Consider the following 22,415-nt stretch of genomic DNA (forward strand, 5'->3'; position numbering starts at 1 on the left):
AACGAACCTTGGAGCTCTGTCTTACCAACAAAAAAGGCGCCAGAGGGCGCCTTGTTTTATTGGTCGGAGTGAGAGGATTCGAACCTCCGACCCCTGCCTCCCGAAGACAGTGCTCTACCAGGCTGAGCTACACTCCGACCGTGGCGCGTGATCTATACCCAGTGGATTTGATGCGCAAGAGGGATTCTGTCTGCTTTTTGTCCGAACTGGCTCTGCCGCTTGGACCCTCAGGAATTGGCCGGTCAGGGCAGGGCCTCGGTTTGATAGAGGCGGATCTTCGTGCCGCCATGATCGACGATCGGACCCGGAGGCAGCAACGGCAGGCGGGTGGCGCGCGCCAGAGACTGGTTGCTGGTGACGACGCCGACACGCCAGCCGGAAAACCTGGACAACATCACCTTGCCAAAGCTGCCATATAGCGACCGCAGGCGTTTTTCATCGCCGATGCGCGCCCCGTACGGTGGGTTTACGATTACCAGGCCCGGCCCGCCCATGGGCGGTTTCAGGTCAGCGACTGCGCGTTTTTGGAATTGCGTCGCGCCGTCCACCCCGGCGCGGCTGGCATTTGCCTGCGCGGCCGCGATCGCCCCGTCATTCCGGTCCGAGCCATAGAACGCGGTATCTGTCTGCGTCGCGACCCAGTCGGCGCGGAGTTCCGCCCAAGCCTTGGGGTCGAATCCGGCAAAGTCCTGAAAGGCAAAGGCTCTGTCGCGGCCGGGCGGCAGGCCCATCGCGATCTGCGCGGCTTCGATCACGAAAGTGCCCGAGCCGCACATCGGGTCCAGTACCGGCTCAGATCCGTCAAAGCCGCAATTGCGCAGAAACATCGCCGCCATCGTTTCGCGCATGGGAGCCTTGGCGACCGCTTCCTTGTGCCCGCGCTTGTGCAGCGCTTCTCCGGAACTGTCGAGGGAAAATGTGCAGATGTCTTTCTCGATTCGCAGCAGAACACGGACCGTCGCCTCGGACGAGATCGGAGACCCCAACGTGTCAGAGATTGCGCCTTCAATCCGTTGCCGTGCGGCGCCGGCATGATAGATGCGGGATTTTCGGCTGGTGGCCTCAACCCGAACCGGGACATCGGGTTTCAGAAAATCTCCCCACGGAAACTTTCGTGCCCGCTTGTCCAGCTGAGCCAGGTGCACAGCCGGGAACGAACCCACCCGAACCAACACCTTGTTGGCCCCGCGCAACTGGAGATTGGCCCGCCAGACCTCGCGCAGGTTGCCACGAACCGTGACACCTCCGGGTGCAAGTCGGGCCTCAGCGAATCCGGCCTCCTGCGCTTCGGCGAGGAGAAGAGCCTCCAGACCGGGTGTCGCGACCAGAAAAATCTCAAGATCGGTATCTTCCATCCCGGCTGCTTATATCAGCAGAGCCATCCGTGCGACACGAAATTTCCTACCAAGTTTTTGGTACTCCGCCCGCGGTTTCGGGTAAAAATATCTACACGGCGCGCGATTTGGGCGGTAACAGGTTTGCGTTTGGCCGCTTCGCCGCGTAAAGGGGCCGTAATCAGAGAGACGCCCGCGGATTTCGGCCGGTCCTCGTCGTTTTTACGACGGGCTTGACGAAACTCCGCGCTATTCAGTGCCCAAAGCAAAGGGCCCTGTATGACGGGCGCAAGAAAAAGGCTTGGAAGAACGTAGCGACATGCAAACTTTCAAACTGAAAAAGGGACTGGACCTTCCGATCGAGGGATCGCCTGAACAGGTCATTCAGCCAGGGCCAGCATATTCTTCGGTTGGCGTGCTGGGTGGAGACTATATCGGTCTGAAACCCCGCATGCTGGTGCAGGAAGGGGACACTGTCCAGCGCGGCGCGCCGCTGTTCTGCCACAAGGACGCGCCCGAGGCGATGATGGTTGCGCCGCTGACCGGCAAGGTCGTGGCTATCAACCGCGGTGCGCGGCGCGTGTTGCAGAGCGTCGTCATCGAAGTGTCGGAGCCCAACGACCCCGGTGTCGATTTCTCGGGCATGGGCGATGCCGAGACCGCGCAGGGCCTCACCGCCAAGCTGTGCGCCGCCGGCCTGTGGACCGCGTTCCGCACGCGGCCCTATTCCAAGATGCCGCAGCCGGGCACCCAGCCCGCCGCGATTTTCGTCACCGCCATGGACAGCGAGCCGCTGGCCGCCGATGCCGCGCTGATCATCAATGACGCGGCCGAGGCCTTTGCCGCCGGTCTGGCCGCCGTGGCCAAGCTGACCGAAGGCAAGACCTATCTGTGCCAGAAGGATGGCGACACGATCCCCGGCACTGATCTGCCGGGCGTCGAGGCCGCGGCCTTCAGCGGCCCCCATCCTGCGGGATTGGCCGGGACACATATCCATTTCCTCGAACCCGTGACCGCCGAGAAAACCGTCTGGACCATCGGCTATCAGGACGTGATTGCCATCGGGCGGCTGCTGCAGTCGGGCCATCTGGACCCGAACGTGGTGGTGGCCCTGACCGGCCCCGGCGCGCGTCAGCCGCGTCTGATCCGCACCGTCATGGGGGCCTCGACCGAGGATCTGACCCGCGACGAGATAAATGTCGACGGCGAGGCCCGCGTCATTTCCGGCTCGGTCCTGTCGGGGCGTCACGCCACCGGGCCGTTCGCTTATCTGGGACGCTTCGCGCGCCAGATCTGCATCATCCGCGAGGATCACGACCAGATCCCGATGGGCTGGATCCGTCCGATGCCGTCGAAATACGCGGTGCAGCCGGTTCTGGGTTCGGCCTTTGCCAAAAAGCTGTTCGCCTTCACGTCGAACCTGAACGGTGGCCGCCGCGCCATGGTGCCCACCGGTACCTTCGAAGAGCTCATGCCGCAGGATTACCTGCCGACGCAACTGCTGCGGGCGCTGTTGGTGATGGATACCGACACGGCGCAGGCCCTGGGCGCGCTGGAGCTGGATGAAGAGGATTTGGGCCTTGTGGGCTTTGCCTGTCCGGCCAAGTATGAATACGGGCTGGCGCTGCGCGACTGCCTGACCAAGATTGAAAAGGAGGGCTGATCCACATGGGTTTGCGCAGCTTCTTTGACCGGATCGAGCCGAACTTCACCAAGGGCGGCAAGTACGAGAAGTTCTTCCCCATCTACGAGATGGTGGAAAGCTTCATCTACACTCCGAAAACCGTAACATCCGTGGCACCGCACGCGCGGTCCTACGTGGATATGAAGCGGATCATGACCTATGTCGTGATCGCCACCATCCCCTGCATCCTGTGGGGCATGTACAATACCGGCTTCCAGGCCAACTCGGCCATCGCGACGCTGGGCCCGGAGTCGGCGACCGGCTGGCGCATCGCCATCCTGCAGGCCCTGGGCATTTCTCTGGATCCCTCCAGCATCTTTGCCAACGTGATGCACGGGCTGATGTATTTCCTGCCGATCTATATCGTGACACTGGTCGCGGGCGGCACCTTCGAGGTGATCTTTGCCACCGTGCGCGGGCATGAAGTGAATGAGGGCTTTCTCGTCACCTCGATGCTGTACACGCTGATCATGCCGGCCACCGCGCCGTTGTGGCAGGTGGCGCTGGGGATCATCTTTGGTGTGGTCATCGGCAAGGAAGTGTTCGGGGGCACCGGCAAGAACTTCCTCAACCCCGCGCTGGTGGGGCGCGCCTTCCTGTATTTCGCCTATCCCGCATCCATGTCGGGTGACGCGGTCTGGACCCCGGTCGACGGTTTTTCCGGCGCGACCGCGCTGGCGGTATCGGCCGCTGACGGCTACCAGGCTCTGGCGGCCGAGGGCATCACATGGTGGAACGCCTTCTTCGGCTCGATCCAGGGCAGCTTTGGCGAGACATCGACCTTGGCCTGCATGGTCGGGCTGGCCTTCCTGCTGATGACCAAGATTGCCAACTACCGCCTGATTGTGGGCTGTCTGGCAGGGACCATCGGCTTTACCCTGCTGCTGAACCTGATCGGATCGGACACCAACCCGATGTTCGCGATGCCGTGGTACTGGCACGTCGTGCTGGGCGGTTATGCGTTCGGCCTGGCCTTCATGGTGACCGAGCCGGTCTCGGCCAGCCACACCAATATGGGCCGCTATATCTATGGCGCGCTGATCGGGGTCATGGTCGTGATGATCCGGGTGGTGAACCCGGCCTTCCCCGAAGGCATGATGCTGGCCATCCTGTTCGGCAACGTCTTTGCGCCGCTGATCGACCATTTCGTCGTTCAGGCAAACATCAAACGGAGGGCGCGTCGCCATGTCTGATACGCAATCCCCTGAACCCAAAGGCACCATCGCCCGGTTCCTGGCGGCCTCGCCGGACTCGGTTGGCAAGACGATCTTCATCGCGGTCGCCGTGTGCCTCGTGGCCTCGATGATCGTGTCGGCAGCTGCGGTCAGCCTTCGCCCGGTGCAAGAGGCCAACAAACTCAAGGACAAGCAGATCAACGTTCTGCAGGTCGCGGGGGTCTATGAGCCGGGCATCGACGTGGCCGAGGCTTTTGCCGCTTTCGAACCGCACGTGCTGGAACTGGCGACGGGTGAGTTCGTCGACGATCAGTTCGACCCGGCCACGTTCGACGATATTGCCGCCGCCAGTGACCCCGAGTTGAGCGAGCCGCTTGCCGACGACCCTGCCGGCATCGGCCGCAAGGCGAAATACCGCGTGATCTACCTGCTGCGCGACGAAAACGGCGCGTTGGACAAGGTGATCCTGCCGGTCCACGGCTATGGGCTGTGGTCCACGCTCTATGGCTTCATCGCGCTCGAAGCGAATGGCAACGACATCTTCGGGCTGCAATTCTACCAGCACGGCGAAACGCCGGGCCTGGGGGCCGAGGTGGACAACCCGCGCTGGAAAGCCCTCTGGAGCGGCAAGAAGCTGCGCGACGATGCGGGTGATCTGCAGATCACGGTCGCCAAAACCATGCCCGCCGCAGGGCCTGACTTCTATATCGATGCGCTGGCCGGCGCGACCTTGACGACGGTCGGCGTCGACAACCTGGTGAAATTCTGGATGGGCGACGCGGGCTATGCTCCGTTCCTGGCCAAGCTGCAAGCAGGAGAGATCTGATGTCACAGACCAAGAAAGATCTGCTGGTCGACCCGCTTGTCGACAACAACCCGATCACGCTGCAGGTGTTGGGCATCTGCTCGGCGCTGGCGGTAACTTCGTCGCTGCAAGTGGCCTTCGTGATGTCGCTGGCGGTGATGTTCGTGACGGCGTTTTCGTCCTTCTTCATCTCATGCCTGCGCAACCAGATCCCCGGCTCGATCCGGATCATCGTACAGATGGTCATCATCGCGTCGCTGGTGATCCTGGTCGACCAGATCCTCAAGGCCTATGCGTTTGAGATTTCGAAAACGCTGTCGGTCTTCGTGGGCCTCATCATCACCAACTGCATCGTGATGGGTCGAGCCGAGGCCTTTGCCATGAAGAACCCGCCCGTGGCGTCCTTCATCGACGGCTTGGGCAACGGCATGGGTTATGGCCTGATCCTGATGCTGGTCGGTGTCATCCGCGAGCTGTTCGGCTCGGGCTCTCTGTTCGGGGTGACCATCCTGGAAACCGTGAACAATGGCGGCTGGTACGTGCCCAACGGCTTGCTGCTGCTGCCGCCGTCGGCCTTTTTCATCATCGGCCTGATCATCTGGGCCTTCCGCACGTGGAAGCCGAACCAGGTCGAGGAACGTGAATACAAGATCCAGCAGGTAGAGGCGCACTGATGGAAGGTCTCATCTCACTGGCCGTAAAGGCCATCTTCGTCGAAAACCTCGCGCTCAGCTTTTTCCTGGGCATGTGTACCTTCATCGCCGTGTCGAAAAAAATCTCGACGGCGCTGGGGCTCGGGATCTCGGTCATGGTCGTGCAGGCCATCACCGTTCCGGCCAACAACCTGTTGCTGAACTACCTGCTCAAGCCGGGTGCGCTGGCGTGGGCCGGGTTCCCGGATGTGGACCTGACCTTTCTCGGCCTGATTTCATATATCGGCGTGATCGCGGCGATGGTGCAGATCCTCGAGATGGTTTTGGACAAGTATTTCCCGCCGCTTTACAACGCGCTGGGTATCTTCCTGCCGCTGATCACGGTGAACTGCGCCATCCTGGGCGGCTCGCTGTTCATGGTCGAGCGCGACTACAACTTTGCGGAGGCCGCAACCTATGGCCTGTCCTCCGGCTTTGGTTGGGCGCTGGCGATCACCGCCATGGCGGGCGTGCGCGAAAAACTGAAATATTCCGACATTCCGGACGGACTGCAGGGCCTCGGCATCACCTTCATCACCGCAGGTCTGATGGCGATGGCCTTCATGTCCTTCTCGGGCGTCAAACTGTAAAGGGGCAGGGGCATGGAAACTTTCTCGCTCGGCGTTGTCCTTTTCACCCTGATCGTTCTGGCCCTGGTCGCGCTTATCATGGCGGCCCGGTCTCGGCTGGTTTCATCGGGCAACGTCAACATCACCATCAACGGTGAGAAAACCATCTCGGTTCCTGCCGGCGGCAAGCTGCTGCAGACGCTGGCAGCCGAAAAGCTGTTCGTTCCGTCGGCTTGCGGCGGGGGCGGTACCTGCGCGCAGTGCCGGGTGCGAGTGCTGGAGGGCGGCGGGTCGATCCTGCCAACCGAAGAAAGCCACATCACCAAGCGCGAGGCCACCTGCGGTGACCGTCTGTCGTGCCAGGTGGCCGTCAAGCAGGACATGAAGATCGAAGTTCCCGAAGAGGTCTTTGGCGTCAAGAAATGGGAATGCACCGTCCGGTCGAATGACAACGTTGCGACCTTCATCAAGGAACTGGTGCTGGAACTTCCCGAAGGCGAGGATGTGAATTTCCGCGCGGGCGGGTACATCCAGATCGCCGCCCCGGCGCACAAGGTCGACTACAGCGATTTCGACGTCGCCGAGGAATACCGTGAGGATTGGGACAAGTTCAACCTGTGGCAGTACAAATCCACGGTTACCGAACCGATCGAGCGCGCCTATTCGATGGCCAACTACCCCAACGAAAAAGGCATCATCATGCTCAACGTGCGGATCGCCTCGCCCCCGCCGGGGTCCGAAGGCATTCCGCCCGGGCAGATGTCGTCCTACATCTTCAACCTGAAGCCGGGTGACAAGGTTACGATCTCGGGTCCGTTCGGGGAATTCTTCGCACGCGAGACCGACAAAGAGATGGTGTTCGTCGGTGGTGGCGCAGGTATGGCCCCGATGCGCAGCCACATCTTCGACCAGCTCAAGCGTCTGAACACCAAACGCAAGATCACCTTCTGGTATGGTGCGCGGTCGCGCCGCGAGATGTTCTATGTTGAAGATTTCGACCAGCTGGCCGCCGAGAACGAAAATTTCGAGTGGCACGTTGCTTTGTCCGACCCGCAACCGGGCGACGATTGGGATGGCTACACAGGGTTCATCCACAACGTTCTGTTCGAGGAATACCTCAAGAACCACCCGGCGCCCGAAGACTGCGAATTCTACATGTGCGGTCCGCCAATCATGAACCAGTCGGTCATCAACATGCTGCTGGATCTGGGTGTTGATCGCGAAGACATCATGCTGGACGACTTTGGTGGCTAAGACAAAACCGGCGCAATCTTGCGCCGGTTTCATTTTGTAACATCAAAACCCAAAACGCTGCGTATTGCCGTCAGTGGGTCAACGCGGTTGTCCCGCATGCAGCGTTCTACCAACGCCAACGTCCGTTCGACACGACGACGATACCCAAGACCCCGCAGCCGGGGAAAACGCCGCCCTTGGCGGCTATCCAAAAATCCCAGCCAGATCACGTATCGCAACAGGATAAAGGCCCAGGCCCTGAGCCCACCCGACGAGAACGTGCTGCATTCCCCATCGCAATCAGCGCGGTGGTCGCTGCGCCATTCAGCGCGGACACAACAGCAAGGAGGGAGAGCACAGCGGACCAAGCACCGGCGGCCGGAAGGTACTTTTTGCGGACACATCTTCGATAGGCCGTCAACGCCCGCCGACCAGAAGGCTGAACTGGCCGGCGGCAACCCACAGGGCCTGGGACCTTGCGGACAGTGGTTTCACAGTCAGAAAATGTCTCTCATTTCAGTGTGCTGCGCGGGTCAGAGCCGCAGATCACTGACGCGGCGCGGCAGGCAGGATTTGACGTCGAACAGGACATTCCGGGCCTTTCCGAACGCTCGGATTTCGGCCGGATCCATCGCAAGATATGCGTCATGGGCAACGGCAAGGACGATACCGTCATAGGTGCCGGGCTTGGGCTGCTCCAGCAGGTCGATCCCATACTCGTCACGTGCGGCTTGCGGATCGGCATGGGGATCGTGAACGTCCACGGTCACACCGTAGCTCTGCAACTCGTGAACGATGTCGACGACCCGGGTATTTCGCAGATCAGGGCAGTTTTCCTTGAAGGTTAGCCCCATGACCAAGACCCGGGCGTCCGTCATCTCGATCCGCTCGCGGATCATCCGCTTGACCAACTGGGACACGACATATGCGCCCATTCCATCGTTCAGGCGCCGCCCCGCCAGAATGACCTGAGGATGATGGCCAACGGCCTCGGCCTTGTGGGTCAGGTAGTAGGGGTCGACCCCGATGCAATGCCCACCGACAAGGCCAGGGCGGAAGGGCAGGAAATTCCATTTGGTGCCCGCCGCCCGCAGCACCGCATCAGTGTCGATGCCGAGGCGGCCGAAGATCATGGCAAGTTCGTTCACCAGGGCGATATTCAGATCGCGCTGTGTGTTCTCGATCACCTTTGCAGCCTCGGCCACGCGGATGCTTTCGGCCTTGTGCGTCCCCGCCGTGATGATCCGCGCATAAAGCGCGTCCACCAGATCGGCGGCCTTAGGCGTCGATCCCGACGTGACCTTGCAGATATCGGCGATGCGATGCGCCTTGTCGCCGGGATTGATCCTTTCAGGACTGTACCCGACAAAGAAACCCACGTTGAAACGCAAGCCGGACTCCCGCTCGAGGATCGGGACGCAGTCTTCCTCGGTCGCGCCGGGGTAGACGGTTGATTCATAGATAACCAGATCACCAGGCTTCAACACCCGTCCAACCGTTTCTGAGGCGCGCAGCAACGGTGCAAGGTCTGGCTGTTTTTGTGCTGTGATCGGTGTGGGCACCGTCACGATATACGTGTCACAGTCCGCCAGATCAGCGGGGTCAGTGGTAAACCTAAGACCCCCGGCGGCGGACAGCTCGTCTTCGCTGACCTCATGCGTGGCGTCATTGCCCTGGCGCAGCGCGTCGATGCGCGTGGGATTGATGTCAAAGCCCAGAACCGGTCCGATCTTGCCAAAGGCAGCGGCCAACGGCAGGCCGACATAGCCCAGACCGATCACGGCGATCCGACGGGAATTGGGGTTCGTTTCAAGCATACGTCAGGTCCGGGTCACTAGATCATTTGCCGTGGTATTCGCGGAACCATTCGACAAACTGAGCGATTCCATCCTTGAAATCGGTCTGCGGACGATACCCGGTCAGGCGTTGCAGTAGGTCGGTATTGGCCCATGTCGCCGGAACATCACCCATCTGCATGGGCATGTAATTCCGGATCGCCTTCTTGCCCACGGCTTCCTCGATTGCTTCGACGAAATCCATGAGACGCACCTTGTCACCATTTCCGATGTTGACCACACGATAGGGCGCGACCGGCGACAGGCTGTCACCCTTCTCGATATCCTCGGGGCTGTCCGGACGGGCGGGGACCGCATCGATCAACAACCGGATCCCGCGCACCAAGTCGTTTACATTGGTGAAGTCGCGATACATTTCGCCGTGATTGTAGATGTCGATCGGGCGCCCATCCAGAATTGCATCGACAAACTTGTACAGGGCCAGGTCTGGACGGCCCCAGGTGCCGTATACGGTGAAGAACCGGAACATGGTCGTGGGCAGATCCCAGAGATGGGCATAGGAATGTCCCATCGCTTCGTTCGCCTTTTTGGTGGCAGAATAGATCGTCAATTGGGTGTCGGCCTTTTCCACCTCGGTAAAGGGCATGTCTTCGTTTGCCCCATAAACCGAAGAGGTAGATGCCATGAGCAGGTGCCCGACCTTGTGCTGACGGGCCACCTCCATCACGTTGAACGTACCCACAACGTTTGAATCGATATAGCTGCGCGGGTGTTCAAGGCTGTAACGCACACCCGCCTGAGCGGCGAGGTGAACGATAACCTCGGGCTGGAATTCGTCGGCAACCTGCATGAGACGTTCGTGGTTTTCCAACAGATCCTCGGTTGCTGAGAAGCCGGGCGTCTGCAACAGCATCTGATGGCGGCGCTGTTTGAGAGTGACGTCGTAGTAATCCGTCATCCCGTCATAGCCATGGACCTGAAATCCTTCGGACAACAGCAGCTTGGCCAGGTGGAACCCGATGAAGCCCGCAGTGCCCGTAATCAATACCCGTTGCATGAAACCCTCGAACGCAAATCAATAATCCCGACCATCAGGGACCCTTTCGACCCGCCAAGGTCAAGGGGATTATCGGTCGGTGGGGCCTCATATCCGATGCAGGGCGGTGCGCGTCAACCATTTGCCGCGCCCAGCCCCGCATTGACCATCGAGGGCAGGAATTGATCCAGCACCCGACCCCAAGTCGTGATCGGCTGCTCCTGGATGAAAACAATATCGTGGGGCCGCAGTTCCATACGGGCCGCGATCGACGATGCCGAGGGATTGCGCGCATCCAGGTGCCAGGCAGTTACGGCGCCGAATTCCTCAGGCTTGCGAGAGGCACGCAGTACAAAGATTTGCGATGCGTCCGCCGTTCTGGTGCTGTAAACGCCTTCACCGAACAAAGCACCGGCCAGGCTCAGGTGCTGGCCGTAGGGCAGGGGAACACGAGCGTTCTTGCGGAACTCTCCCCCTAGATAGACATAGTCGCGCTGTTCGGCGCCCAGTTGACTGCGAACCGTGAAATTTTTGCGTGTCTCCGTCAGTTCGGCGCGGCGCAAACCGACCTCTTGCTCAAGTTCGGCCAAGGCGGCCCCGAGCCTGACGGTTCAGGCTGATGACGTCGATCTGATCGCGATAAAACGCAAGAGCCCGGTCCAGGTCATAGCTGGTATCGGCAAACACGGCGTCCCCGTTCAAAAGGACCAGTTGACGGAACTCCGGTCGGGCCAAATAGTCGCGCAACGGAATCTGATACAAATCCCCACTGCGGTAGATGCGGATCGTGCCCAGCTCTCGATCCCGGGTCGTCAGGCGTCCGGCCGCGGCAATCGCCTGACCGAGTGTCAATGCAGCGACGGTCAGCGGCACCACGACCGGCGTCGGGGATCGAGATCGTGCCGTCATCGCGCACAGTGAAGGTATCCCGCTGAGCGCCCGCGCCAGCAAGTTCGGCAACCCGTGCGGGGCGTATGATCACCACCACATCACCCGGTCCCAGGTGACAAGGTGGAGCCTTCACACGCGGAGGCGCGCGCAATTCAAGCGGTTCGGGGGTGAAGTCCGGAAAGGCAGGACCATCTGGCAGCGCAACCAATCGAGAGTGGGCCGGCCCGGTGCCTGCGGTTTCATAGAAGGACTGCGGCAGGCTGCGTGGCCGAAAGGATGTCGTCCCGTTTTCCATGAGCACCGTCTGAGCCGTCAAAGGTACTTCTCGCAGGGCGACGCTGTCCAGTTGGTTGGAGATGCGCGAAAGCTGGGTTGGTATTCGCCGTCCAGATAGCTGTGCAGGCGGATATGGCGCGCCGAGCCGTCCCCGGCCAGCATGGCGCGTGTTCCACTCACATCCGCCGACATCACGTCCGCGCCCAATCCCCGGCTTGAGACCAAAACTCCATCCAGAAAGGAAAGCGAAACACCGTCCGCTAACTTCCAGGTTTGAACGTCACCGTTGCCACCAAACAGGGCCATCGTTGCGCTGACCGACAATTTGGGCAGCTCGGCCAGCATTGTGGGCTGGCCCTGACGATCCAGCATCGCGGGCATCAGAACCGAACGCGGGCCATCACCATCCGGAGTGCAGTCCGCCAGAACCAGCACAACGACGATGATCCTCACCATCGCCAAAATCGACCCCAATTGGCACGCAGATCGTGCCCGCGCAGCCCTCGGACCGTATCATCCAGACGCTCGCCAGCTTTCATCTGCATTGCAAAAGACCGTCCCGTTTGAACCGTGTGACCCAAAGCCGCTTCCAATTCAGGGATGGCATCGTCGGCGGTGATTTCAAACCGGATCGATGCACCACCCACGTTGCTGAGAAGAATGTCCTGGTCCGCGGCCGCAACGTGGCGGTTTTCGACAGACCACTGCGCGGCCGGTTTGTAAGTCATCGAAGGCATGGAAAGCTCCTGTTGTTTGTCGGCGGCCACTCCAATGCCGAGGACCCTTGCGTTGCCGACCCGCCTCAATAACCTGTTGTTCACATCTACGGCGGTGGCGTCAGCCGGCCCTGTCCACCATTGCTGCCGGGGCCGCAGCGCGATAGGGAACAGGTCTGATGATAGGATCGTGGATCAGAAAACTCAGGCGGGGCACCGGCGAGCCTGAGCAGGAATCGCTGCTGGGGACCCTGGCACCCGATCGGCGGTTCTATGTCGTTGGTGACATTCACGGACGGCTGGACCTGTTGCAGCAACTGCTGACCCGGCTCGATCCGGACATTCCCCTGGTATTTGTAGGGGACTATGTCGACCGTGGAGATTACAGCGCTCAGGTTTTGCATCACCTGCGGCATCTTTCGGAAAACGGCGAGCGCGAAGTGATTTGTCTGCTGGGCAATCATGAAGAGATGCTGCTTCGATTTATCGAGGAGCCCAAGCGGACCAGTCGCTTGTGGCTGGGAAACGGTGGGCTTCAGACACTCGCGTCGTTCGGCCTGACGGGAATAACCGAAGCGACACTGGGCGAAGATGCTGTCCAAATCTCGCATCAGTTGCGGTCTGTGATCGGTGACCCGGTTCTGACTTGGCTCGAAAACCGGCCACTGACCTGGTCAAGCGGGAATGTCTCCATCGTCCACGCGGCCCTTGATCCGGCTTTGCCAATCGATGACCAACCGCGCCATGTCTGTTTGTGGGGGCACCCCAATTTCCCGTCCACCGCTCGAACGGATGGCCAATGGGTCGTGCACGGGCATACCATCGTCCCAGATCCAAAGGTCAGTGGCCGGGTGATTTCGATCGATACCGGCGCGTTTGCGACCGGTCGGCTCACGGCGGCAGACATCAGCCCGGGCATCGTCAATTTCGTATCAACCGGCCCCGGCTATGAAGCCTCGGACACCGCCGGTCGGGCATGATGGCCATGGTCAAATGATGATCTCTAAATACTCTATTAACATTAGCTCGGTATTTACCATTCCGCAGCGAAACTCTCGCTGAGCCTACGCGATATCAGACGCTCAGGGTGGGATGGATGAGCATCGATATTGTTGGTTCCCAGGCAGCTTTTTCCGGTTTTGCCGCGCCGCGCGTAGGTCTGACATTCAGTATCACCAAACGCTTCATGGATGTTGCTGTTTCTCTGGCCCTGTTGCCACTGCTGGCGGTTTGCGCAGTCCTGTTGCTCGTCATGAACCACATTCTAAACCGAGGGCCCTTGTTGTTTTGCCAGATCCGCGTGGGCAGAGGAGGAAGAGCGTTTGTCGCCTACAAATTCCGTTCAATGAAGCCTGGTCACGGTAAGATCAGAGGGCCCCTATGGCCCGGTTACCGCGCCCGGCTTGGCGTCCGCCCCGGAATCAGTGGCTATGCCCAGACCGAAGTCGGGCACGCACAAAGTCTTGAAGATATTCGGAAAAATTTTGGACCGACCACTACTACATCAATAATCCGAGCCTTGCATTCGAATTTTGGATTATTTGGCGGACGCTGCAGGCGGTTGCAGAGTTCAAGGGCAATTGACGCCAAGAAACGGTGACAGAACACAAGCACTTGCAAAGGCCTAACATGACCGACGAAAAACCTCATGGCGCGAACAGGCGCGAGAAAACCGTGGACGGTTTGGTTCTGCTGGCCTTTGCCCGGCTGTGATGGCCGGACAGATACACAATCGCCAGCTGCGCAGGTCTCGGTCTTTTGCTGGCATTTGGGATCTCGACGTTTGCGACGGAACCCCGCTTCCGGTCCGAAACGACGTTGGTTCTGACACGCTCTGCGGGCTATTCCGAAGTGCCGTCGCAAGCCATGACGGGGCTAGGCGGCGACATCTCCACCATCAATACCCAAGTCGAAATCCTTGGCTCTGCTCGTATGATGCATAGCCCGGCGCTGGAGCTAAACCTCCAGGATGATCCATAGTTCAATCCAGCCATCCTCGCATCGCGTTGGACCGTATTTTGGCAAAATCCGGCGAACCGGTCGGATAGCGAAGCCCTGGGCATTGTCGCGGAAAACGTCACACAGGTGGTATCTATCGAAAACGTCCGGAATTCAGATGTCATCCGGATCGGCGCAACAACCAACCGCCCTCAGAAGTCGGCTGAGATTGCGGATACCTTGGCCCAGCTTTTTGTTCGGGATCAAATCAATGCAAAAGCCAAAGGACTAACCGAAACTGTTTCATGGTTGTCGGACCGGGTGGCCGGGCTGGAGCAGGAAATCGCCCGGCAGGAGGACGCCATCAAGGTCCTGCGGGCGCCAGCCCCGAAGCACTGGCCGCGCACCTTTTCGAAACCCGAACAAGGTTGGCCAATCTGCAAAGCCGTCTTCAAGAGCTTGACCAACTGGACCAGACACTTGTTGACTTTGACCCCGAACACTTCAAAGGCGATATTCCGGAGGCCAATCACGGTAGCATTCTCACCAGCCTTTCAAGGCAGGTCGCCACAGGGGACGCAGCAGCAAGGATAGCTCTCGCCGAACGTGTTTCAGAATTGATCGCCCAGAATGCCCGCGTGACGGCCGAACTGCGCCAGATCGAGCGCGACGCCCGCGCAATCCTGTTGCTGCAAGAAACCTTTATTTCCAGACAGAAGAAAGCCGCCGTCCAACAGGGCGCACAAACGCCGGACAGCCGCATAATCTCGGCGGCTACTCCGGGAAAACAAGTTGCACCGCGTTCTGGTCTGATCATGTTTCTTGGGGTGATCGCCGGGGCGGCTTCGGGGCTGGGCATCGTTCTTGTCCGACAAATCCGGCAATCCGCGGTTCCGATCGGGGCCGATCTGGAGCTGGCCACCAGCGTACCGGTTCTGGGCCGTCTGCCATTGGCGCCGATCCGCCAGCGCAGTCAGTTGGTCGGGTACCTGTCCACATATCCGACGTCGCCGCTCTTGGAGGCGGCTAGAAACCTGCAAACGTCTGTGCTGTCGCCATATGCGGACGCTCCACCGCAGGTCATTCTGTGCACCTCGTCGGTACCGGATGAGGGTAAGACCAAGATGTCGATTGCCCTTGCGCAAAGCATGGCGGGGCTCGGTCGATCTGTTCTGCTGCTCGAAGCCGACATCCGGAGCCTGTCTTTCAGGGCGTATTTTCCAGACAACCCGAACGGCGGTTTGGTCACAGCGCTGACCGGAGGGACACCCTTGGGCAACCTTCTGCGTACCAACACCCGGTTTTCGGTCAGTGTTCTGATGGGCGAGTGCAGCACACGCAGCGCCACGGATACTTTTTCGTCTTCGCGCTTTCATGACCTCATGCAGAGTTTGCGGGCAGACTGCGACAATATTCTGATCGACAGCCCACCGGTTTTGGCCATTCCTGACGCCCGGGCAATCGGGCAGGCCTGTGACGCGATCATTTTGTCGGTTGCACCGGCCATCACGTCCCGCGCCCAGTAGGCACAAGCGCTGCGCGAGTTTTCCAGCATGAACTTGCACGCCACCGTGCTGGTCATGTCGGACCTGCGGTCTGCCCGAAAGCAGACCAAGGCAGGCGGGCAGGCCTATGGGGCATATGCCCGTTACTACAACGTGTGACTATCTAGCCGACGATCATCTGCTTCATGCGCAGGGCTTCGTATTCCAGCTCTTTCAGGCGGAAATGCACGACATCTCCGATGGTGATCATGCCGCAAAGCTTGCCGTCGCGCAGAACCGGCATGTGGCGGAATCGCCCCTCGGTCATCGTCTTCAGCACATCCATCAGCAGGTCGTCCGGTGTGCAGGTCCGCACATCGCGTGTCATCAGCGCCTCGACCGACTGTGGCAGCGTCTGACCCGGAGTATCCGCCATGCGGCGAACGATATCCCGCTCGGACAGGATCCCCTGCAGTGCGCCGTTCTGATCGGTGACGACAACCGCCCCGATGCGTTTCTCCTTTAGAATTTCGACCACCGAATGGATAGTGTCATTCGGCCGAACCGAAAACACCGCATCACCTTTTCCTTCCAGCAATTTGGCGACAGTGGTCTGAGTATGTGACAAATTCGACTCGGCGGATTGGCTGTAAGTGCTTGACCCGGCCTTGTCGCCACGTGTCGGGGGCTGGTAAGAGCTTGGGGCCATGGGCGGTCTCCTCCTTCAACGCTACAGGCTGTCCTCACCACCTTATCGCAGCAGAGAAACCTGTATAGGGTGCAAATTCAAAAACCGGCGCAACCGCGCCGGGTCGCAAGGAAAAACCGGACCCCGTGACCCAACTCCATCTGACTCCTGCGGTTGCCGCCGTGATCTTCCTTCTGGTCGTGATCTGCGGGCATAATTTCCGCAAACTGTGGAAAGAACAGCCCCCGGGTTGGCAGAAACGTGCGTGGCTGTTTGGAGTGCCCGCTGCGGTCGGGCTGCTGGTCCTTGGCTTCCTGCCGCTGGCGCCCTGACGCAGGTTTGACTCTGGGTGGGGCCGCTGGCATATGCCGGGCAACACATTTCCAGGAGATCGCCCCATGCGCCGACTGCTTGCTCTGGCCCTGCCGCTTGTTGTTTCTGGCTGTCTGTTCGACGAGGAGCCCGAGATCGTCCGTCTGTCCGGCGAAACCATGGGCACGACATATCACATCACCGCAATCGGCGAGGATCTGGACGAGGCTGCTCTGTCCGCCTCCGTGGAGGAAACGCTGGCGCAGGTAAATGCCAAGATGTCCAACTGGGACCCGAATTCCGAAGTCTCGGTCTTTTCTGCCTCGGCCAGCACCGACCCGATGCCGGTGTCACAGGAATTCGCCTATGTGATCGCGGCGGCCAACCAGGTGCACGAGCAAAGCGGCGGCGTTTTCGACGTGACCCTCGGCCCGTTGATCGAGCTGTGGGGCTTCGGCCCGCGCAAGCCCGAAGACCCGGTTCCGTCGGATGCCGAGATCGCGGCGGCGCTGGAACAGGTGGGGCAGGCCCGCCTGCTGACGCTGGATGCGCAGGCCGGGGCGCTGGCCAAGGCGCTGCCGGGCGTGGGGATCAACCTGTCGGCCATCGCCAAGGGCTACGGGATCGACGCCGTGGCCGAGACGCTGCAAGAAGCCGGCATCGAGAGCTACATGGTCGAGATCGGCGGCGACCTGGTGGCCCGCGGTCAGAACGACAAGGGCGAGGCCTGGCGCATCGGCATCGAAAAACCCGAAACCGGGTCGCAGACCATCCAGTTCATCGTGCCGTTGGACAACCGCGGCATGGCGACTTCGGGCGATTACAAGAACTTCTTCGAACAGGACGGGGTGCGGTATTCGCACATCATCGACCCGACCACCGGACGTCCGATCACGCATCGGACGACCTCGGTCACGGTTCTGGCCGAAAATGCGATGATGGCCGATGCCTGGGCCACTGCGATGCTGGCGCTGGGGCAGGAGCGGGGGCTGAAACTGGCCGATCAGCTGGGTTTGGCGGTGTTTTTCATCTCGCGGGATGTGACAGGCGGCGAAGATGCCTATATCACGGTACAAAGCAGCGCGTTCAAGGATGCGCTGGGATCGAACTGAAGGGCGGGCCGGCCGATGAGCACCTTTATCCTCGCGTTTGTTCTGCTGCTGATCATCATGGTCGGCATGTCGCTGGGCGTGATGCTGATGGGCAAGACCATCAAAGGCAGTTGCGGCGGATTGAACGCGATTTCGGGGGCCGACAAATGCGTGGTGTGCCAAAAGGACGTGGACCCCAACAGCCCCCTGCGTGACAAGCTGCATTGCAAGCGCGCCCGCCGGATGGTGGAGCAGATGGAAAGCCAGGGCGCGCAGCACTGAATGGCCAAGGCCCGCAACATCCTGTTCATCATGTTCGACCAGCTGCGCTGGGATTACCTGAGCTGTTACGGCCATCCGCATCTGCACACGCCCAATATCGACCGGCTGGCCGCGCGCGGCGTGCGGTTCACGCGGGCCTATATCCAATCGCCGATCTGCGGCAGCTCGCGCATGTCCACCTATACCGGGCGCTATGTGCAGTCGCACGGCGCCTCGTGGAACGGCATCCCGCTGAAGGTGGGCGAGCAGACCATGGGCGACCATCTGCGCAAGGCGGGGATGGACTGCTGGCTGGTCGGCAAGACCCATATGCGCGCCGACGCCGAGGGCATGGCGCGGCTGGGCCTGGAACCCGACAGCCTGATCGGCGCGCGCGTGGCCGAATGCGGTTTCGACGTGTTCGAGCGCGACGACGGGATGCGCCCCGAAGGTCCCGACGGGTTCTATGACCCCGACGGGGCCAAGGCCTATAACGCGTGGCTGGCCGACAAGGGGTATGACGGCGACAACCCCTGGCACGACTTTGCCAATTCCGGGCTGGACGAGGACGGCAACGTGCTGTCGGGCTGGTTTCTGAAAAACGCGCCGCAGGCCGCGAACATCGCCGAAGAGGACAGCGAGACCCCCTATCTGACCTCGCGTGGCATGGAATTCATGGAAACCCATGACGGACCGTGGTGCTGCCACTTGAGCTACATAAAGCCCCACTGGCCCTATATCGTCCCCGAGCCCTATGCCTCGATGTACGGACCCGAACAGGTTCTGCCCGCCAACCGGTCCGAGGCCGAACGGGCGGCGGCACACCCCGTGCTGAGCGCCTTCATGCACACCAAGATCGGTCAGACCTTCTGGCGGCAGGATGTGCGCGAGGCCGTGATCCCCGCCTATATGGGCCTGATCAAGCAGGCCGACGACCAGATCGGGCGGCTGCTGGACTGGATGGAGAAGACCGGCCGCATGGACGACACGATGATCGTGCTGACCTCGGACCATGGCGATTTTCTGGGCGATCACTGGATGGGCGAAAAGACGTTCTTCCACGACGCTTCGACCAAGGTGCCGCTGATCATTTTTGACCCGTCCGAACAGGCCGATGCCACGCGCGGCACCACCTGCGACGCGCTGGTCGAGTCGATCGACTTGGCCCCCACTTTCGTCGAGGTCGCGGGCGGTGCGGTGCCTGATCATATCCTAGAAGGCCACTCGCTGCTGCCCATCCTGCACGGGCGGGCGGACGAGACCCCGCGCAAATTCGCGATCTGCGAATACGACTTTTCGGCCTCGCCCATCGCGGAAACGCTGGGCGTTTCGGTGCGCGATGCGGCGATGTTCATGGTGGCCACGAAAAAATGGAAGCTGATCCATTGCGAAGGCGGGTTCCGCCCGATCCTGTTCGATCTGGAAAACGACCCCGGCGAGCTAACCGATCTGGGCGACAGCGCGGCTCATGCTGATGTGATCGCGCAGATGTATGACCATCTGTTCGCCTGGGCCCGGCGCCCGTCGCAGCGCACCACGCGCTCGGCGGCCGAGCTGGTCGAGATGCGCACCAAAAGTCGTGGCAAGGGCGTGATCCTGGGCGCCTATGAAGAAAGCGACGCCCCGCCCGAGCTGACGGTCAAGTATCGCGGCCGCAAGGCGCGGCCCTGGCAGCAGATCAGGAAATAACCCGGCGCGGGGCGCATCGCCGCAAAAGGCGGTTCACGATGCGGCAGGCAGGGGATAGAAGAACGGACAAGAGCAGTTACCGGAGACCCGACATGAGCGCACCCAAACCCGTCGTCCTGTGTATCCTTGATGGTTGGGGTCTGTCCGACGACACGCAGGCCAATGCGCCCTATCTGGCCCACACGCCCACTTTCGACGCGATCATGTCCAAGGGTCCGCACGCGCGGCTGATCACCCATGGCCCGGATGTAGGCCTGCCCAGCGGCCAGATGGGTAATTCCGAGGTCGGTCATACCAATATCGGGGCCGGGCGGGTCGTGGCGATGGATCTGGGCCAGATCGATCTTGCGATCGAGGACGGCTCGTTCTTCGAAAATGCCGCGCTGCAGGACTTCATCGCCAAGGTGAAATCGGCGGGCGGAACCGCGCATCTGATGGGGCTGGTCTCGGATGGCGGGGTGCATGGGCATCTGAACCATATCGTCGCCGCCGCAAAGGCGATCACCGAAGCGGGCGTGCCGGTGGCCCTGCACGCCATCACCGACGGGCGCGACGTGGCCCCGAAATCGGCGCTGGACTTCCTGGCCGAGCTGGAACGCCGCCTGCCCGCGAACGCGCAGGTGGTCACCGTGTCGGGGCGGTACTATGCCATGGACCGCGACAACCGGTGGGAACGGGTCGGTCGCGCCTATGACGCGATCATCAAAGGGCAGGGTGGGCAGGCCGATACCGCAAGCGCCGCGATTCAGGCCGCCTACGACCGGGGCGAAACGGACGAGTTCATCGCGCCCACGGTTCTGCCCGGCTACGACGGCGTCCGCGACGGTCACGGCTTCTTCTGCCTCAATTTCCGCGCCGACCGCGCCCGCGAAATCCTGCGCGCCATTGCCGAACCTGATTTCGCCGAATTCGACACCGGCCCGCGCCCGCACCTGTCGGCGCTGCTGGGCATGGTGGAATATTCCGACGGCCACAACGCCTACATGACCACAGTGTTTCCCAAGCGCGAGATCGTGAACACGCTGGGCGAATGGGTTGCCAAGCAGGGCCTGCGCCAGTTCCGCCTGGCCGAAACCGAGAAATACCCCCATGTCACGTTCTTCCTGAACGGCGGCAAGGAAACCCCCGAGCCCGGCGAGGATCGCTATATGGCCCCGTCGCCCAAGGTTGCAACCTATGATCTGCAGCCCGAGATGTCGGCCGCCGAGGTCACGGACAATTTCGTCGAGGCGATCGAGGGCGGCTATGACCTGATCGTCACCAACTATGCCAACCCCGACATGGTGGGCCATACCGGTGACCTGCAGGCCGCGATCAAGGCCTGCGAGGCCGTTGACCAAGGCCTGTCCCGCGTGGTCGCCGCGCTTGAAAAGGCAGGCGGTGCCATGATCGTGACGGCCGATCACGGCAACTGCGAAACCATGATCGACCCCGAAACAGGCGGGCCGCATACCGCTCACACCCTGAACCCGGTACCCGTGGCGCTGGTTGGCGGACCCGAGGGCGCAACCCTGCGCGAAGGTCGCCTGTCCGATCTGGCGCCTACGGTGCTGGACCTGATGGGCCTGCCCAAGCCGCCGGAAATGACGGGTCAGAGCCTGCTGTCATGAGGCTGCGCGCGCTTCTTCTGGCGGCCCTGATGGCGGGGCAGGCGGTCCGGGCCGCGCCGGACCCCGCGCAGGCGGCACTGGAGGCAGCGCAGATGCTGGAACAGGCCTCGATCGCGCTGACCGAGGCCGAAACCGCCCGCGACCGCGTGCGTGCCCTGACCGAGACGATCCAGGCCTACGAGGCCGGGCTGGCCGCCATGCGCGACGGGCTGCGCCGAGCGGCTTTGCGCGAAAGCCAGCTGACCGCCGAGTTGAACGCGCGCGAACGCGAAATCCGCCAGTTGCTGGGCGTGCTGCAAACCATCGAAACCACGGCGCCACCGGTTCTGATGCTGCACCCGGCCGGGCCGCTGGGGGCGGCGCGCACCGGGATGATGCTGTCCGAAGTCACCCCTGGCCTGAACACCAGAGCCCAGGCGCTGGCCCGGGATCTGGACGAGGTGCAGACCCTGCGCCGCTTGCAACAAAGCGCTGCGGACACGCTGACCGAAGGGTTGGAAGGCGTGCAGAACGCCAGGACGAAGCTGAGCGAGGCCATAGCGGACCGTACCGACCTGCCGCGCCGCTTCATTGAAGACCCGGTACGGACAGCCATCCTGATCTCATCAACGGAGACTCTGGATGGTTTCGCCAGCGGTCTATCTGAGATATCGGATGGAGAAATCATAGCCTCGAACGCGGATGTGTCCCAACTGAAAGGACAGATTCCGCTGCCGACCCAAGGCGTCATACTCCATCGTTCCGGCGAAACGGACGCCGCAGGGGTCACGCGTCCGGGGCTTGTACTGGGAACCAGACCACGTGCATTGGTGCTGTCGCCCACAGCGGCCACGATCCGATACCGAGGGCCGCTTCTGGACCTTGGAAACCTTGTGATCCTGGAACCGCAGCCCGGTTTGCTTTTTGTCTTCTCCGGCCTTCAGGAGGTGTACGGGGACCCCGGTCAGGTGATCCCCGAAGGAACACCAGTGGGCCTGATGCCCGGTCAAACACCAGAAATCGGCGCGATTTTGTCAACAAGCGGTGATGGCACTGGAACTGATCGTCCAGAAACGCTCTATATAGAGGTAAGAGAGAACAATAGCCCCGTGGATCCGGAATCATGGTTCCGGCCTGACAAGGATGGATAGACGAG

General features: G+C 61.1%; 23 protein-coding genes, 1 tRNA gene and 1 pseudogene. 16 read left to right on the forward strand and 9 right to left on the reverse strand.

Annotated features, from left to right (window positions below; all coding sequences use genetic code 11):
* Positions 1–60: 60 nt before the first annotated feature.
* Both ACR0BA_RS09205 and ACR0BA_RS09210 read right to left on the reverse strand, forming a co-directional pair.
* Positions 61–137, reverse strand: a tRNA-Pro gene (locus ACR0BA_RS09205).
* 105 nt (positions 138–242) lie between these two features.
* Positions 243–1,355 carry a THUMP domain-containing class I SAM-dependent RNA methyltransferase gene (locus tag ACR0BA_RS09210; RefSeq protein ID WP_480727572.1) on the reverse strand — a complete coding sequence of 371 codons (1,113 nt, stop codon included), beginning with the start codon at positions 1,353–1,355 and terminating at the stop codon, positions 243–245.
* A gap of 298 nt (positions 1,356–1,653) precedes the next feature.
* Between ACR0BA_RS09210 and ACR0BA_RS09215 the strand changes: the two genes are divergently transcribed.
* From ACR0BA_RS09215 to nqrF, 6 genes are read left to right on the forward strand one after another with little or no spacing between them, the layout of a single operon-like run.
* A complete protein-coding gene (locus ACR0BA_RS09215; protein WP_480727574.1) occupies positions 1,654–2,997 on the forward strand; it encodes a Na(+)-translocating NADH-quinone reductase subunit A in 1,344 nt (447 codons plus the stop codon).
* A gap of 5 nt (positions 2,998–3,002) precedes the next feature.
* Entirely contained in the window at positions 3,003–4,211 is a 1,209-nt protein-coding gene (locus tag ACR0BA_RS09220) for an NADH:ubiquinone reductase (Na(+)-transporting) subunit B (RefSeq protein WP_170407596.1), read from the forward strand.
* Positions 4,204–5,019, forward strand: a complete 816-nt coding sequence (locus ACR0BA_RS09225) for a Na(+)-translocating NADH-quinone reductase subunit C (protein ID WP_480727575.1) — start codon at positions 4,204–4,206, stop codon at positions 5,017–5,019. Before ACR0BA_RS09220 ends, ACR0BA_RS09225 begins: the two co-directional genes overlap by 8 nt.
* The gene (locus ACR0BA_RS09230) at positions 5,019–5,672 is read left to right on the forward strand and encodes an NADH:ubiquinone reductase (Na(+)-transporting) subunit D (RefSeq protein ID WP_170341481.1); all 654 of its coding nucleotides are present in this window, start codon (positions 5,019–5,021) and stop codon (positions 5,670–5,672) included. The genes ACR0BA_RS09225 and ACR0BA_RS09230 overlap by 1 nt, the downstream gene beginning before the upstream one ends.
* Positions 5,672–6,280 (forward strand): NADH:ubiquinone reductase (Na(+)-transporting) subunit E, encoded by a 609-nt coding sequence (gene nqrE / locus ACR0BA_RS09235; protein ID WP_050603817.1) that lies wholly within the window; start codon positions 5,672–5,674, stop codon positions 6,278–6,280. Before ACR0BA_RS09230 ends, nqrE begins: the two co-directional genes overlap by 1 nt.
* A 12-nt stretch (positions 6,281–6,292) precedes the next feature.
* Positions 6,293–7,513, forward strand: a complete 1,221-nt coding sequence (gene nqrF, locus ACR0BA_RS09240; RefSeq protein ID WP_170341483.1) for an NADH:ubiquinone reductase (Na(+)-transporting) subunit F — start codon at positions 6,293–6,295, stop codon at positions 7,511–7,513.
* Positions 7,514–8,025: 512 nt separating this feature from the next.
* Here the strand turns inward: nqrF and tviB are convergent.
* The 6 genes from tviB to ACR0BA_RS09270 all read right to left on the reverse strand — a co-directional run bounded on the left by tviB (position 8,026) and on the right by ACR0BA_RS09270 (position 12,228).
* Positions 8,026–9,309: a Vi polysaccharide biosynthesis UDP-N-acetylglucosamine C-6 dehydrogenase TviB gene (gene tviB, locus ACR0BA_RS09245; RefSeq protein WP_480727577.1), complete on the reverse strand. Its 1,284-nt coding sequence runs from the start codon at positions 9,307–9,309 to the stop codon at positions 8,026–8,028.
* 22 nt (positions 9,310–9,331) lie between these two features.
* Entirely contained in the window at positions 9,332–10,345 is a 1,014-nt protein-coding gene (locus ACR0BA_RS09250; RefSeq protein WP_170372559.1) for a GDP-mannose 4,6-dehydratase, read from the reverse strand.
* A 113-nt stretch (positions 10,346–10,458) separates the two neighbouring features.
* Positions 10,459–10,887: a hypothetical protein gene (locus ACR0BA_RS09255; protein WP_480727578.1), complete on the reverse strand. Its 429-nt coding sequence runs from the start codon at positions 10,885–10,887 to the stop codon at positions 10,459–10,461.
* A 13-nt stretch (positions 10,888–10,900) separates the two neighbouring features.
* A complete protein-coding gene (locus tag ACR0BA_RS09260) occupies positions 10,901–11,233 on the reverse strand; it encodes a hypothetical protein (RefSeq protein WP_480727579.1) in 333 nt (110 codons plus the stop codon).
* Between the two features lie 294 nt (positions 11,234–11,527).
* A complete protein-coding gene (locus ACR0BA_RS09265) occupies positions 11,528–11,947 on the reverse strand; it encodes a YjbF family lipoprotein (protein ID WP_480727580.1) in 420 nt (139 codons plus the stop codon).
* A complete protein-coding gene (locus ACR0BA_RS09270) occupies positions 11,941–12,228 on the reverse strand; it encodes a hypothetical protein (protein ID WP_480727582.1) in 288 nt (95 codons plus the stop codon). The genes ACR0BA_RS09265 and ACR0BA_RS09270 overlap by 7 nt, the downstream gene beginning before the upstream one ends.
* A gap of 158 nt (positions 12,229–12,386) precedes the next feature.
* On the opposite strand from ACR0BA_RS09270, the gene ACR0BA_RS09275 reads away from it, so the two are divergent.
* The 4 genes and pseudogenes from ACR0BA_RS09275 to ACR0BA_RS09290 all read left to right on the forward strand — a co-directional run bounded on the left by ACR0BA_RS09275 (position 12,387) and on the right by ACR0BA_RS09290 (position 15,671).
* Complete coding sequence (locus ACR0BA_RS09275) at positions 12,387–13,187, forward strand: metallophosphoesterase family protein (RefSeq protein ID WP_480727583.1); 801 nt, start codon at positions 12,387–12,389, stop codon at positions 13,185–13,187.
* Positions 13,188–13,303: 116 nt separating this feature from the next.
* A complete protein-coding gene (locus ACR0BA_RS09280; RefSeq protein WP_480727585.1) occupies positions 13,304–13,807 on the forward strand; it encodes a sugar transferase in 504 nt (167 codons plus the stop codon).
* Positions 13,808–13,932: 125 nt separating this feature from the next.
* Positions 13,933–14,187: pseudogene (locus ACR0BA_RS09285) on the forward strand (hypothetical protein); the annotation flags it as partial.
* A 596-nt stretch (positions 14,188–14,783) separates the two neighbouring features.
* On the forward strand, positions 14,784–15,671 hold the full coding sequence (locus ACR0BA_RS09290; protein ID WP_480727586.1) for a GNVR domain-containing protein: 888 nt from the start codon (positions 14,784–14,786) through the stop codon (positions 15,669–15,671).
* A 142-nt stretch (positions 15,672–15,813) separates the two neighbouring features.
* On the opposite strand, the gene ACR0BA_RS09295 is transcribed toward ACR0BA_RS09290, so the two are convergent.
* Positions 15,814–16,338, reverse strand: coding sequence for a CBS domain-containing protein (locus ACR0BA_RS09295; RefSeq protein WP_093963355.1), 525 nt, complete (start codon positions 16,336–16,338; stop codon positions 15,814–15,816).
* Positions 16,339–16,463: 125 nt separating this feature from the next.
* Here ACR0BA_RS09295 and ACR0BA_RS09300 point away from each other — a divergent pair, with 125 nt between their 5' ends.
* From ACR0BA_RS09300 to ACR0BA_RS09325, 6 genes are all read left to right on the forward strand, one after another.
* Complete coding sequence (locus ACR0BA_RS09300; protein ID WP_480727588.1) at positions 16,464–16,649, forward strand: hypothetical protein; 186 nt, start codon at positions 16,464–16,466, stop codon at positions 16,647–16,649.
* A 66-nt stretch (positions 16,650–16,715) separates the two neighbouring features.
* Positions 16,716–17,741, forward strand: a complete 1,026-nt coding sequence (locus tag ACR0BA_RS09305; RefSeq protein ID WP_170359443.1) for an FAD:protein FMN transferase — start codon at positions 16,716–16,718, stop codon at positions 17,739–17,741.
* Positions 17,742–17,756: 15 nt separating this feature from the next.
* Positions 17,757–18,002 (forward strand): (Na+)-NQR maturation NqrM, encoded by a 246-nt coding sequence (gene nqrM / locus ACR0BA_RS09310; protein ID WP_170341485.1) that lies wholly within the window; start codon positions 17,757–17,759, stop codon positions 18,000–18,002.
* On the forward strand, positions 18,003–19,670 hold the full coding sequence (locus ACR0BA_RS09315) for a sulfatase-like hydrolase/transferase (protein WP_480727590.1): 1,668 nt from the start codon (positions 18,003–18,005) through the stop codon (positions 19,668–19,670).
* Between the two features lie 92 nt (positions 19,671–19,762).
* Positions 19,763–21,280, forward strand: a complete 1,518-nt coding sequence (gene gpmI, locus ACR0BA_RS09320) for a 2,3-bisphosphoglycerate-independent phosphoglycerate mutase (protein ID WP_480727592.1) — start codon at positions 19,763–19,765, stop codon at positions 21,278–21,280.
* A complete protein-coding gene (locus ACR0BA_RS09325; RefSeq protein ID WP_170435720.1) occupies positions 21,277–22,410 on the forward strand; it encodes a murein hydrolase activator EnvC family protein in 1,134 nt (377 codons plus the stop codon). Before gpmI ends, ACR0BA_RS09325 begins: the two co-directional genes overlap by 4 nt.
* Positions 22,411–22,415: the final 5 nt, after the last annotated feature.

The organism is Ruegeria sp. CI5 (assembly GCF_056536885.1).